At 72.7% G+C, this 12,317-nt stretch carries 12 protein-coding genes; 8 read left to right on the top strand and 4 right to left on the bottom strand.

Features of this window, described 5'->3' with window-relative positions; genetic code table 11:
• The first annotated feature begins 21 nt into the window (after positions 1–21).
• The 3 genes from J2X46_RS00225 to era are packed head-to-tail and all read left to right on the top strand — an operon-like array spanning position 22 to position 3,144.
• A complete protein-coding gene (locus J2X46_RS00225; protein WP_310245423.1) occupies positions 22–1,281 on the top strand; it encodes a class I SAM-dependent methyltransferase in 1,260 nt (419 codons plus the stop codon).
• Positions 1,282–1,301: 20 nt separating this feature from the next.
• Positions 1,302–2,078 carry a siderophore-interacting protein gene (locus tag J2X46_RS00220; RefSeq protein WP_310245421.1) on the top strand — a complete coding sequence of 259 codons (777 nt, stop codon included), beginning with the start codon at positions 1,302–1,304 and terminating at the stop codon, positions 2,076–2,078.
• On the top strand, positions 2,071–3,144 hold the full coding sequence (gene era, locus J2X46_RS00215; RefSeq protein ID WP_310245419.1) for a GTPase Era: 1,074 nt from the start codon (positions 2,071–2,073) through the stop codon (positions 3,142–3,144). Before J2X46_RS00220 ends, era begins: the two co-directional genes overlap by 8 nt.
• A gap of 269 nt (positions 3,145–3,413) precedes the next feature.
• On the opposite strand, the gene J2X46_RS00210 is transcribed toward era, so the two are convergent.
• From J2X46_RS00210 to J2X46_RS00195, 4 genes are all read right to left on the bottom strand, one after another.
• Complete coding sequence (locus J2X46_RS00210) at positions 3,414–4,175, bottom strand: IclR family transcriptional regulator (RefSeq protein ID WP_310245416.1); 762 nt, start codon at positions 4,173–4,175, stop codon at positions 3,414–3,416.
• Between the two features lie 25 nt (positions 4,176–4,200).
• Positions 4,201–5,451 (bottom strand): aromatic acid/H+ symport family MFS transporter, encoded by a 1,251-nt coding sequence (locus J2X46_RS00205; RefSeq protein ID WP_310245414.1) that lies wholly within the window; start codon positions 5,449–5,451, stop codon positions 4,201–4,203.
• Positions 5,452–5,560: 109 nt separating this feature from the next.
• Entirely contained in the window at positions 5,561–6,382 is an 822-nt protein-coding gene (locus tag J2X46_RS00200; protein ID WP_310245406.1) for a septum formation family protein, read from the bottom strand.
• Positions 6,379–6,867, bottom strand: a complete 489-nt coding sequence (locus J2X46_RS00195; RefSeq protein WP_310245404.1) for an NAD(P)H-dependent oxidoreductase — start codon at positions 6,865–6,867, stop codon at positions 6,379–6,381. The genes J2X46_RS00200 and J2X46_RS00195 overlap by 4 nt, the downstream gene beginning before the upstream one ends.
• A gap of 34 nt (positions 6,868–6,901) precedes the next feature.
• On the opposite strand from J2X46_RS00195, the gene J2X46_RS00190 reads away from it, so the two are divergent.
• The 5 genes from J2X46_RS00190 to J2X46_RS00170 all read left to right on the top strand — a co-directional run bounded on the left by J2X46_RS00190 (position 6,902) and on the right by J2X46_RS00170 (position 12,316).
• On the top strand, positions 6,902–7,660 hold the full coding sequence (locus J2X46_RS00190; protein WP_310245403.1) for a class I SAM-dependent methyltransferase: 759 nt from the start codon (positions 6,902–6,904) through the stop codon (positions 7,658–7,660).
• 172 nt (positions 7,661–7,832) lie between these two features.
• Positions 7,833–9,572, top strand: coding sequence for a 2-isopropylmalate synthase (gene leuA / locus J2X46_RS00185; RefSeq protein WP_310245400.1), 1,740 nt, complete (start codon positions 7,833–7,835; stop codon positions 9,570–9,572).
• Between the two features lie 64 nt (positions 9,573–9,636).
• The gene (locus J2X46_RS00180; RefSeq protein ID WP_310245397.1) at positions 9,637–11,034 is read left to right on the top strand and encodes a ferredoxin reductase family protein; all 1,398 of its coding nucleotides are present in this window, start codon (positions 9,637–9,639) and stop codon (positions 11,032–11,034) included.
• A 5-nt stretch (positions 11,035–11,039) separates the two neighbouring features.
• On the top strand, positions 11,040–11,546 hold the full coding sequence (locus J2X46_RS00175; RefSeq protein ID WP_310247304.1) for an FMN-binding protein: 507 nt from the start codon (positions 11,040–11,042) through the stop codon (positions 11,544–11,546).
• Entirely contained in the window at positions 11,543–12,316 is a 774-nt protein-coding gene (locus tag J2X46_RS00170; RefSeq protein ID WP_310245393.1) for an FAD:protein FMN transferase, read from the top strand. The genes J2X46_RS00175 and J2X46_RS00170 overlap by 4 nt, the downstream gene beginning before the upstream one ends.
• Position 12,317 lies beyond the last annotated feature (1 nt).

Genomic DNA, 12,317 nt, shown 5'->3' with positions numbered 1-12,317 from the left:
AACCGGGCTACCCCTGCACGCATGTCCATCGGCGACGCCATGGACCGGCTGGTGCGAGGAGGGCTGCCCGTGCGCTTCACGGCGTACGACGGCAGCAGCGCCGGCCCGCCCGACGCGCGCTTCGGGATGGACCTGAAGTCCGAGCGCGGCCTGGCCTACCTGATGACCGCCCCGGGCGACCTCGGCATGGCCCGGGCCTACGTCAGCGGCGACCTCGACCTGCTCGGCGTGCACCCCGGTGACCCGTACGACGCCATGGTGCTGCTCAAGGACCACACCAAGTTCCGGGTGCCGTCGCCCAGCGAGGCCGTCCACATCGCCCGCAGCCTGGGCCTGCAGCACCTCCGCCCGCCGGCCCCGCCGCCACAGGAGCACCTGCCGCGCTGGCGGCGTGCCGTCGAGGGCCTGCGCCACTCGATGCTGCGCGACGCCGGCGCGATCGCCCACCACTACGACGTCTCCAACCGGTTCTACGAGATGGTGCTCGGTCCCTCGATGGCCTACACGTGCGCCCTCTACGAGACCCCGGAGGCCACGCTCGAGGAGGCGCAGGCCGCCAAGTTCGACCTGGTCTGCCGCAAGCTCGACCTCCAGCCCGGGCAGCGGCTCCTCGACGTCGGCTGCGGCTGGGGCACGATGGTGCGCCACGCCGCGCGCGAGTACGGCGTGAAGGCTCTCGGCGTCACGCTCTCGCTCGAGCAGGCGCAGTGGGCCAAGGAGGCGATCGACCGCGAGGGCCTCGGCGACCTCGCCGAGGTGCGCCACCTCGACTACCGCGACGTCGTCGAGAACGGCTTCGACGCGGTCAGCTCGATCGGCCTCACCGAGCACATCGGCGTGCGCAACTACCCGTCCTACTTCGCGCAGCTGCGCGACCGGCTCAAGCCGGGCGGGCGGCTGCTCAACCACTGCATCACCCGGCCGCACAACCGCCGGCAGGAGACGGGTGCGTTCATCGACCGCTACGTCTTCCCCGACGGCGAGCTGATCGGCTCCGGCACGATCATCACCGCGGCCCAGGACGCCGGGCTCGAGGTGCAGCACAGCGAGAACATCCGCCTGCACTACGCCTCGACGCTCCGCGACTGGAACCGCAACCTGGTGGAGAACTGGGACGAGTGCGTCGCCGAGGTGGGGGAGGGCACCGCCCGCGTGTGGGGCCTCTACATCGCCGGCTCGCGCATCGGCTTCGAGCGCGACGAGGTCGAGCTGCACCACGTGCTGGCGACTCGCAACCACGCGGGCGGGCGCTCCGACTTCCCGATGCGACCCGACTGGTGAGTGCTCGATAACGTGACCCCGTGAGCACCCGGGCAGCCCAGTTCCAGGCGCGCGTCGCGCGACGTGAGCCGCTGTCCGACCACCTCGTGAGGCTGGTGCTCGACGGGCTCGACGGCTTCGCCAGCACCGGCGTGCCCGACGAGTGGGTCGGGCTGGTCGTGCCCGGGCAGTTCCAGAGCCGCTACTACACCGTGCGGTCGTGGGACGGCGCCGAGCTGACCCTCGACGTGGTCGTGCACGACGTCGGGCTGGTGACCGAGTGGGCGATGCGCGACTGCATCGGCGACACCGTGACGATCACCGAGCCGAAGGCGTCGTTCGACCCGCCGGCCGGTGCAGGCTGGCTGCTGCTGGTCGGGGACCTCACGGCGATGCCGGCGATCGCCCGCATCGTCGAGGCGCACCCCGACCTGCCGACGTACGTCATGGCGGAGGTGCCGGACGACCTGTCCGGCTACCTCCCCGACACCGCGCAGGTCACCTGGCTCGCGCCGCCCGCCGCCGGGCAGAGCGCGCTCGCCGAGGTGGTCGAGGGCATCGACTGGCCCGAGGGCGAGGGCTACTTCTGGATGGCGGGGGAGTCCGCGCAGATGCGCGCGATCCGCAAGCACCTGATGCGCGAGGTCAAGCTCCCCACCAGCCACTACGACGTGATGGGCTACTGGCGCGCCACCGCCGCCCGGCAGCCGCGCGCGGTCGACCCCGGTCCCATCTGGCGCGCGGGCAAGGCGGCAGGGAAGAGTGACGAGCAGATCTGGGCTGAGTACGACGCGGCGCGGGAGGCGAGCGATGGCTGACAAGGACGACGCGGGCTTCGAGGACGAGGTCGACGGCGAGTTCGACGACGAGGGCGCGCTCGAGGACTTCGACGACGACGATGACGACGAGCTCGACGGCGACTTCGACCTGTCCGGCGTCGCTCCGGCAGGGGCGTTCTACCAGGCGCCTGAGGGCTTCCGGAGCGGCTTCGCGTCCTTCGTCGGGCGTCCCAACGCGGGCAAGTCCACGCTGACCAACGCGCTGGTCGGCCAGAAGATCGTGATCACCTCGTCCAAGCCGCAGACCACCCGCAACGTGGTGCGCGGCATCGTGCACCGCGACGACGCCCAGCTGATCCTGGTCGACACCCCCGGACTCCACCGGCCGCGCACGCTCCTCGGCGAGCGGCTCAACGACCTGGTGCGTACGACGTGGGCCGAGGTCGACGTGGTCGCCGTGTGCTTCCCGGCCAACGAGAAGATCGGCCCGGGTGACCGGTTCCTCGTGACCGAGCTGGCCAAGGTGCGGCGTACGACCCGGATCGCGGTCGCCACCAAGACCGACCTCGTGACGCCCGAGCAGCTGGCGACCCACCTGATGGACATCGCCGCGCTCGGCGAGGAGACCGGGACGACGTGGGCCGAGATCGTGCCCGTGTCGGCGAAGTCGGGCGACCAGGTCGACCTGCTCGCCGACCTGCTGGTCGGGCTGATGCCCGAGGGCCCGCCGCTCTACCCCGACGGCGACCTCACCGACGCGCCCGAGGAGGCGCTGGCCGCCGACCTGATCCGCGAGGCCGCGCTCGAAGGCGTGCGCGACGAGCTGCCCCACTCCATCGCCGTCGTGGTCGAGGAGATGGGCCTGCGCGAGGGGCGTCCCGACGACAAGCCGCTCCTCGACATCGTCGCCAACCTCTACGTCGAGCGCGACTCCCAGAAGGGGATCATGATCGGCCACAAGGGCTCGCGCCTGCGGGCGGTCGGCACGGCTGCCCGCAAGCAGATCGAGGCCCTCCTCGGCACCCCGGTCTACCTCGACCTCCAGGTCAAGATCGCCAAGGACTGGCAGCGCGACCCCCGGCAGCTCCGCAAGCTCGGCTTCTGACCGACCGGGCACTTCGTTCCCGTCCGGCTGGGTGACCGGGCACTTCGTTCCCGTCTGGCTGGGTGAGCGGGCACTTCGTTCCCGTCTGAGCCACCGACCGGGCACTTCGTCCCGGTGCAACTGCCGGGACGAACTGCCCGGTCGGTGGCTCAGACGCGGACGAACTGCCCGATCGGTGGCCGAGACGCGGACCAAGTGCCCGCTCGGCGGCCGAGATGCAAACGAAGTGCCCGGTCGGCGACCCGGACGCGGACGAACTGCCCGATCGGTCAGAGGGAGCGGGCGGCGTCGAGGGCGCGGCCGACGCCGCGCGCCGCGACCTGGAGCGCGGCGACCAGCCGTGGACGGTCGCTCTTGAGCGAGGGCACGACCAGCCCCAGCGCGGCCACGACCTCGCCGCCACGGCGTACGGGCACCGCGACCGAGCAGGCGCCCAGGCTCATCTCCTCGCTGGTCGTGGCGTGGTCGTCGCGCAGCACCTGCCCGAGCTGGCGCCGCAGCCGTCCCGGCTGGGTGACGGTGTACGGCGTCACGCGCGGCAGGTCGGCGAGCACCTCCTGCTGCACCTCGATCGGCGCGTGGGCGAGCAGCACCTTGCCGACGCCGGTCGCGTGCATCGGCAGCCGCGAGCCGACGGTGCTGACCACGGGCACGGAGTCGCTCCCGCGCAGCCGGTCGAGGTAGAGCACCTCGACCCCGTCGCGGACGGCGAGGTGGACGGTGGCGTGGGTGGCGCCGTAGAGGTCGTGGAGGTAGGGCGAGGCGAGCTCGACCAGACCCGCCTGCAGGGGAGCGAGCAGGCCGACGTCCCAGAGCCGGCGCCCGATCACGTAGTCACCCGCCCCGGTGCGGGCCAGCGCGCCCCACTCGACCAGCTCGGCGACCAGCCGGTGGGCCGTCGGCACCGGTAGCCCGGCACGGTCGGCCAGCTCGGTGAGCGTCAGCCGTCGGTGCTCCTCGTCGAAGGCGCCGACCAGGGCCAGCGCGCGGCTGGTGACCGACGCGCCGGGGCTGCTGGAGTTGCCGGCCATGGACGCAGTGTGGCACCGGCTTCCGCTAGACGGAAACGGTGTCGCGCATCTTCGCGGGCACCGTCGCGAGCGCGCCGACGGCGAGCACGGCCGTCACCGCGAAGGCGTAGAAGCCCCACGGGTAGGCGATGCCGGCCGTGACCAGTGCCCCGCCCAGCGACGGACCCACAATCGCGCCGACCCGGCCGACACCGGCGGCCATCCCGAGCGCGGTGCCCCGGATCTCCGGCGGGTAGAGGTGGCCGACGAAGGCGTAGACCAGCACCTGCGCGCTGAACACGAAGATGCCGGCGAGCAGCACGGCGACGTACACCAGCGCGGTGCTCTCGAGCTTGATCGACAGCAGGGCGAGGAACACGGCCGCCAGGGCGAACCACAGAAGTGCGGTCGGCTTGTTGCCACGCGCGTCCGACACCCCGCCGGCGACGAGCAGGCCGATGACCGCGCCGACGTTGAGGGCGAGGAGCAGGCCGATGCCGCCTTCGATCGAGTAGCCCGCCTCGCCCATGATCGTGGGCAGCCAGGTGTTGAGGCCGTAGACCAGCAGCAGGCCGCAGAACGACGCGACCCACAGGCCGATGCTGACGCGGAGGAACGGGCCGCGCACCACCTCGGAGCTGCGGGACACCGGGGCCTCACCCGAGCCGCGCGCCTCGACCGCGCGGAGGTACGCCGTCGACTCGGGGAGCTTGGCCCACATCAGCGGCACGGTCAGCAGGCCCACGATCCCGCCGACGACGAACATCGACTGCCACCCGTGGTCGTCGACCAGCCAGAGCGCGAGCAGCGCGGTGAGCACCGCACCGACGTGGTAGCCGGTCATCGTGCGGGTCACGGCCGACGAGCGGCGCTCGCTCGTCGCGTGCTCGCTCATGAACGCCAGCGCGGTCGGCAGGCAGGCGCCGAGGCCGAGGCCGGCGAGGAACCGCAGCACCGTGAACTGGGTGACGTCCTGCGCAAGCGGCACCGCGAGGGTCAGCAGCGAGAACCAGGTGACGCACCCGATGAGGCTGCGGCGGCGGCCGAACCGGTCGGTGAGCGGGCCGATGGCAACGGCGCCGATGCCGACGCCGACCAGGCCGAGGGTCGCCGCCGTCGTGGCCGACGACGGCGTGAAGCCGAGGTCACCGGTGCCGATCAGGGTCGGGATCACCGCACCGAGCACGACGAGGTCGAAGCCGTCGAGGGCGACCGCGAGCCAGCAGAGGGCGACGGGCCAGCGGGAGCCGGTGGCCGAGGCGGGGCCTGTCGCTAGGGCCGGGGAGGGGGTGGGCATGCACGTGCTCCTTCCGAGGTGCCGGGCGCCGAGTGGCCCGGCCGAGCCCCCACACCGTGACAGTCGTCACTGCACGGCACCGACCTCGTCATTCCGCCCAGCGGAAGCCTCAGGCAGGCACCCAGCAGATCCCGTAGTGCCGTCCGGCGTCCCACTGGTCGGCCGTCGGGATCTCCTGCGACCAACTGAAGTCGAGCGGGTCACCCGCCCGCGCCCGCGCGGCGTCGCGGCACGGCGACTCCATCCGGTCGGCGATCGCCTCGCGCTTGGGCAGCTTGGCCCCCGGGATGTCCACGGTCGCGACCGCGACCCACGAGTGCTTGGCGCCGCAGGTGACCCGCTTGAACGCGGCGGTGCCGGGGGCCGCGGTCGCGCACATCGCGATCGTCGGCGCATCGCCCCAGCCTTGCGTGCGCCGGGGCAGCCGGAGCAGCTTCTTCTCGGAGGCGATCACGACGACGTCGCAGCGGAACCAGTCCGCCCCGGCCTCGGCCCGGTTGGGCCCGGGGGTGAACCACACGGCCTGCGCCATGGTCAGCCGCAGCTCCCGCGGCGTACGTCCGAGGTGCCGTGACAGGCGTGAGGTGCAGGCACTGCGGGCCTGGCGCTGCGCGGCGCGGGAGTCGACGCGGCGCATCTTCCCGGCCTTCGTCTTCAGCTCGAGCCGTCCGACGAGGAACGTCTCCGCGGTGTGCTGCTTCCTGCACGCGATCGGCGCGGTGTTGGCGATCACCGAGACGGCCTGGCGGAAGCTGAGCGCGTGGCACTCGCCGACCTTCGGGCGCGGACCGGGGTCCGGAGGAGTCGTCTCCGTCGGGGTGGGCGAGGTCGACGGCGAGGGGTCGGCGTCGGGGTCGGAGGAGCCCGACGTGCACCCGGCCAGCGCCAGCGTCAGGGCGAGGGCGGCGACGAGGGCCCGGAGCATGCTCATCCCTCCATCACCAGGGCCGCGAGCGTCCCGCCCAGTTCGTACGCCGACTCCTGCTCCGTCTCGCCGACGTCACCCAGCACCTCCAGCACCGGGGCGGCCTGGCGCCAGGGCAGCGCCCCCACGATCGACTGCACCGAGCGCACCGCGCCGGTCGTGTCGTAGCGGCCGTGGACGTAGAGCCCGAACGGTCGCTTGCCACCCTCGGCCGACGCGGCCGACCCGTCGTCGGTGAGCGCGCCACCGGCCTCGAGGAAGATCGTGTCGAAGAAGTGCTTGAGGGCGCCGCTCATGTAGCCGAAGTTCGCCGGCGTGCCGAGCACGAACCCGTCGGCCCGCAGCACGTCGTCGGCGCCGGCCTCCAGGGCGGGCCGGACGAGGACCTCGACGCCCTCGATCGCGTCGTCGGATGCCCCCGCGACGACGGCGTCGGTCAGCGCCCGGACCGATGTGGTCGGGGAGTGGTGGACCACCAACAAAGTGGGCATGACGAGAGCCTAGGAGGCGAGTAGCGTCGCGCGGGTGAGCTTCGAGGTTGCGGGTGAGGCCTACGACCGCTTCATGGGTCGTTACTCCAAGCCGCTGGCGGTCCGGTTCGCCGACCTGCTGGAGGTGTCCGGGGGCCAGCGCGCCCTCGACGTCGGCTGCGGCCCGGGGGCGTTCACGGCCCCGCTGGTCGAGCGCCTCGGCGCCGACCAGGTGTCCGCGATCGACCCCTCGGCGCCGTTCGTCGAGGCCTGCCGCGGCCGGTTCCCCGGCGTCGACGTGCGCCAGGGCGGTGCCGAGTCGCTGCCGTGGGACGACGGCTCCTTCGACGTCGCGGGCGCGTGCCTGGTCGTGCACTTCATGACCGACCCGGTCGGCGGGGTGTCGGAGATGAAGCGGGTGACCAGGGAGGGCGCCTGGGTGGGCGCCACGGTGTGGGACCTCGCCGGGTCGCGCGCGCCGATGGCACCGCTGTGGACCGCCTTCGCCGAGGTCGCTCCGGAGACGCCCGACGAGACCGACTTCCAGGGCGGGTCGCGCGAGAGCCTCCTGTCGATCATGGAGGGCGCCGCGCTGCGCGACGTCGAGGTGGGCGAGCTGGCGGTCACCGTCACCCACCCGACCTTCGACGAGTGGTGGCAGCCCTACCTCCACGGCGTCGGGCCGGCCGGCGAGGCCGTCGCGTCGCTCGACCCCGATCGACGCCAGCAGGTCGAGCAGACGCTGCGGCGCAACCTCGGCGACGGCCCGTTCGACGTCACCGCGGTGGCCTGGGCCGGTCGCGGCCGCACCTGACCGCCCGTCTCATCCAGCGGGAGACCCGGAGCGCGCGCGACGCATCGGGGCTACTCTGGTCGGGTCATGATGTGCAGCCTCCTCCTTCGCCGCCGCAACGAGGCCTAGTCCCGGCCCCCTCGTTGCGGAGTGTGGCGCGTGCCGGTCGCCCCTTCAGCAGACCGAGGACACCATGACCAACCTGAGCAACACCGCCAACCAGCAGGGCACGAGCCCGATGCCGTTCGCGCGCTACACCCCGTTCGTGCCCGTCGACGTGCCCGACCGCACCTGGCCGACGAAGAAGGTCGAGAAGGCGCCGCGCTGGCTCTCCACCGACCTCCGCGACGGCAACCAGGCGCTGATCGACCCGATGACGCCGGCCCGCAAGCTCACCATGTTCGAGCTGCTGGTCTCGATGGGCTACAAGGAGATCGAGGTCGGCTTCCCCAGCGCCAGCCAGACCGACTTCGACTTCGTGCGCAAGCTCGTCGAGGAGGACCGGATCCCCGACGACGTACAGATCTCGGTGCTGACGCAGGCGCGTGAGGACCTCATCGAGCGCACCATCGACTCGCTGGTCGGCGCGCCCCGCGCGACCGTGCACCTCTACAACGCGACCGCCCCGCTCTTCCAGCGCGTGGTCTTCAACGTCACTCCCGACGAGTGCCGCAACATCGCCGTGCGCGGCACCGAGATGGTGATGAAGTACGCCGAGGAGCGGCTGGGCCGCATCGTGGGCAGCCAGGACTTCGGCTACCAGTACAGCCCGGAGATCTTCACCCAGTCCGACACCGACTTCGCGCTGAGCGTGTGCGAGGCGGTCTCCGACGTGTGGCAGCCCGAGGCCGGCCGCGAGATCATCCTCAACCTCCCCGCCACGGTCGAGATGTCGACGCCCAACACCTATGCCGACCAGATCGAGTACTTCGGCCGCGGGCTGACCCGCCGCGAGCACTCCGCGATCAGCCTGCACCCGCACAACGACCGCGGCACCGCGGTCGCGGCGACCGAGCTGGCGCTGATGGCCGGCGCCGACCGCGTCGAGGGCTGCCTGTTCGGCCACGGCGAGCGCACCGGCAACGTCGACCTGGTCACCCTGGGCATGAACCTGTTCAGCCAGGGCATCGACCCGCAGATCGACTTCGCCCTGAATGGTGATGGGATCGACGAGATCCGTCGCACGGTCGAGTACTGCACCAACCTGCCCGTCCACCCGCGCCACCCCTACGCGGGCGACCTCGTCTACACCGCCTTCTCCGGCTCCCACCAGGACGCCATCAAGAAGGGCCTCGAGGACCTCGACAAGCGCGCCGCCGAGCAGGGCATCGACGTGCGCGACATCGACTGGGAGGCGCCGTACCTGCCGATCGACCCCAAGGACGTCGGGCGCACCTACGAGGCCGTGATCCGGGTCAACAGCCAGTCCGGCAAGGGCGGCGTGGCCTACGTCCTCAAATCCGAGCACAAGCTCGACCTGCCGCGGCGCGCGCAGATCGAGTTCAGCCGGGTCGTGCAGCAGCACACCGACACCGAGGGCGGCGAGATCACGCCCGAGGAGATCTGGACCGTCTTCCGCGGCGAGTACCTCGACCGCGAGACCCCGCTCAAGCTCAACTCGGTGCACACCTCCAGCGCGGCCGGCGAGAAGGACCAGCTCACCGTCGGGGTGTACGTCGACGGCGAGCGCCAGGAGCTGACCGGGCAGGGCAACGGCCCGATCGCCGCCTTCGTCGACGCGATCTCCGCGGTCGGCCACGACGTCCGCGTCCTCGACTACGCCGAGCACGCGCTGTCGGCCGGTGGCGACGCCATCGCCGCCGCCTACGTCGAGTGCGCGGTCGGGGAGAAGGTGCTCTGGGGTGTCGGGCTCGACGCCAACATCGTCACCGCGTCCCTCAAGGCCGTGATCAGCGCCGTCAACCGCGCCTGAGGTTCCTACCCTCCTCAGCGCGCCCGCACAGCCGGTGCACAGGTTGCGGCCGCACCGTAGGGCCATGACAACCCTCGACGCCGCCCGGGTCCCGCACCCGGCCCCCGTGCGGGCCACCCGGGCGCACGCCGACCAGCTGGTGCGGACCGCGTCCACGGCGCTGCTCGGCGGCGCCCTCGTGCTCGTCACCGCCTGGTGGGCGTCCGACGGCGGCGTCACGGCCCTCGGGTCCTGGGCCACCTCGCTCACCTCGGTGGGGCAGTGGACGGGCCTGGTGGCGTCGGTCCTGCTGCTCGGGCAGGTACTGCTGATGGCTCGGGTGCCGCTGCTGGAGGCATCGTGGGGCCAGGACCGGCTGGTGCACCTGCACCGCTGGATCGGCTTCTCGTCGTTCACCCTGATGATGGCGCACATCGTGCTGGTCACGTGGGGCTACGCGGCCGGCCAGCTGCTCCAGACGCCCGCGATGCTCTGGCAGCTGGTGCTCGACAGCCCCGGCATGCTGCTGGCCGCTGCCGGCACCGTCGCCCTCGTGATGGTCGTGGTCACCAGCTTCCGGGCCGCGCGGCGGCGGCTGCGCTACGAGTCGTGGCACCTGATGCACCTCTACGCCTACCTCGGCGTCGGGCTCGCCCTGCCGCACCAGCTCTGGACGGGCGCGAGCTTCGTGTCCTCGCCCGGCCGCACCCTCTTCTGGTGGACGGCGTGGGGCGCGACCGCGGCCACCGTCCTCGTCTGGCGGGTCGTGCTGCCCTTCGCCCGCACGCTGCGCCACGAGCTGGTGGTCCACTCGGTCGTCCGTGAGGGCCCCGGCGTCGTGTCGGTCCACCTCACCGGTCGCGACCTGCACCTGCTGCGGGTGCACCCCGGGCAGTACTTCAACTGGCGCTTCCTCGACCGCCCCGGCTGGACCCGCGCGAACCCGTACTCCCTCTCGGCCGCTCCCGACGGCCGCAGCCTGCGGATCACCGTCAAGGACGCCGGCGACGGCAGCGGCGCCGCGGCCGGACTCGTGCCCGGCAGCCGGGTCGCGGTCGAGGGCCCCTACGGCCGGCTCAGCCCGCGGGTGCACACCGGCCGGAAGGTGGCCCTGATCGGTGCCGGCGTCGGGGTGACCCCGCTGCGCTCGCTGGCCGAGGGACTGGCGTACGCACCGGGCGACGCCGTGCTGCTGCACCGCTGGACCGCCGAACCGCTCTTCGCCGCCGAGCTCGACGCGCTGCGCACCAGCCGCGGCCTGCAGGTCGTCGACCTCCCCGGACCGCGCCGGCACCCCGAGTCGTGGCTCGGCCACGCCCCGGACGTCGACGACACGACCGTCCTGCACGGCTGGGTGCCCGACCTCGCGGAGCGCGACGTCTGGATCTGCGGCCCCGAGCCCTGGGCCGATGCCGTACGACGCTCCTGCCGCGCGCTGGGCGTGCCGGCCCGGCGCATCCACGTCGAGAGCTTCGGGTGGTGAGCGGGATGCGGCGCATCATCGGCTGGGCCTCGACCACGGTCACCCTCCTCGTCCTGCTCTTCGGCTACCACACGTCCACCTCCTCCACCGTCGCCGGACAGGTCGCCGACACGGTCATCTCCTCCGGCACCGTCGCCGGCTCGGGATCGGGTTCGGGCACCACCACCTCCGGCAGCGGATCCTCCGGATCCTCGGGATCCAGCGGCTCGTCGGGGACCTCGGGCTCCTCGGGGTCCGCCACCCAGGTCACCGGCTCGGTCGTGCAGACCCGGTACGGCCCGGTCCAGGTGCAGCTGTCGGTGAGCGGTGGCGAGGTCACCAGCGTCTCCGTCCTGCAGTACCCCGACGGCGACCCGCGCAGCTCGCAGATCAGCAACTACGCGCTGCCTGTCCTGGCCGACGAGACCGTGTCGGCGCAGAGCAGCTCGATCGACATGGTCAGTGGCGCCACCTTCACCAGCTCGGGCTACATCCAGTCCCTGCAGAGCGCGCTCGACCGGGCCGGGCTGTGACCGCCACGCTCGGCACCACCCGACAGGTCGTCCACGTGATGGGGATGCCCGTCAGCCTCGCCCTCCGCGGGCGGCACGCTGCCACCGCGGCCGGTGAGCGGGCGTGGCTCGAGGCCGTCGCCACCCTGCGCGACGTGGACCGCGTCTTCTCGACCTACCGGGCCGACTCGCACGTCAGCCGCCTCGACCGCGGCGAGATCGGGCTCTCCGAGTGCCCGCCCGACGTGGCCGAGGTCCTCGCGATCGGCGAGCTGGCGCGGGTGCAGTCGGGCGGCGCGTTCGACGTACGCCGTCCGGACGCGTCCGGCCGCCTCGTCCTCGACCCGAGCGGCGTGGTCAAGGGGTGGGCCGTCGAGCGGGCCGCGCGCAGCCTGGTGCGACTGGAGGACACCGACGTGTGCCTCTCGGCCGGCGGCGACATGGTCTGCCACGTCGCCGACCCCGCCCGCGACCCGTGGCTGGTCGGCATCGAGGACCCCCACGACCCCAGCCGGGTCGTCGCGCGGGTGCCGGTGCGACAGGGCGCGGTGGCCACGTCCGGCGCTGCCCACCGCGGCGCGCACATCGTCGACGCCCGCACCGGCGTCGCCGCGACGGGCGTCGCGCAGGTCACCGTCGTCGGCCCCGACCTGACGTGGGCCGACGTCGACGCCACGGCGGCGTACGCCCTGGGCGCGGGCGCGCTCGCCTGGCTCAGCACCCGTCCCGGGCGCACCGGCCTCGTGGTCTGGGACGACGGGCGGTGCGAGACGTTCGGCCGCGCGGGCTGAT

Source organism: Nocardioides sp. BE266 (assembly GCF_031457855.1).
In the GTDB taxonomy this organism is placed as follows: Bacteria; Actinomycetota; Actinomycetes; order Propionibacteriales; family Nocardioidaceae; genus Nocardioides.
Note: the sequence above shows the minus strand (reverse complement) of the source record. Positions and strands in the feature narration are given on the sequence as shown.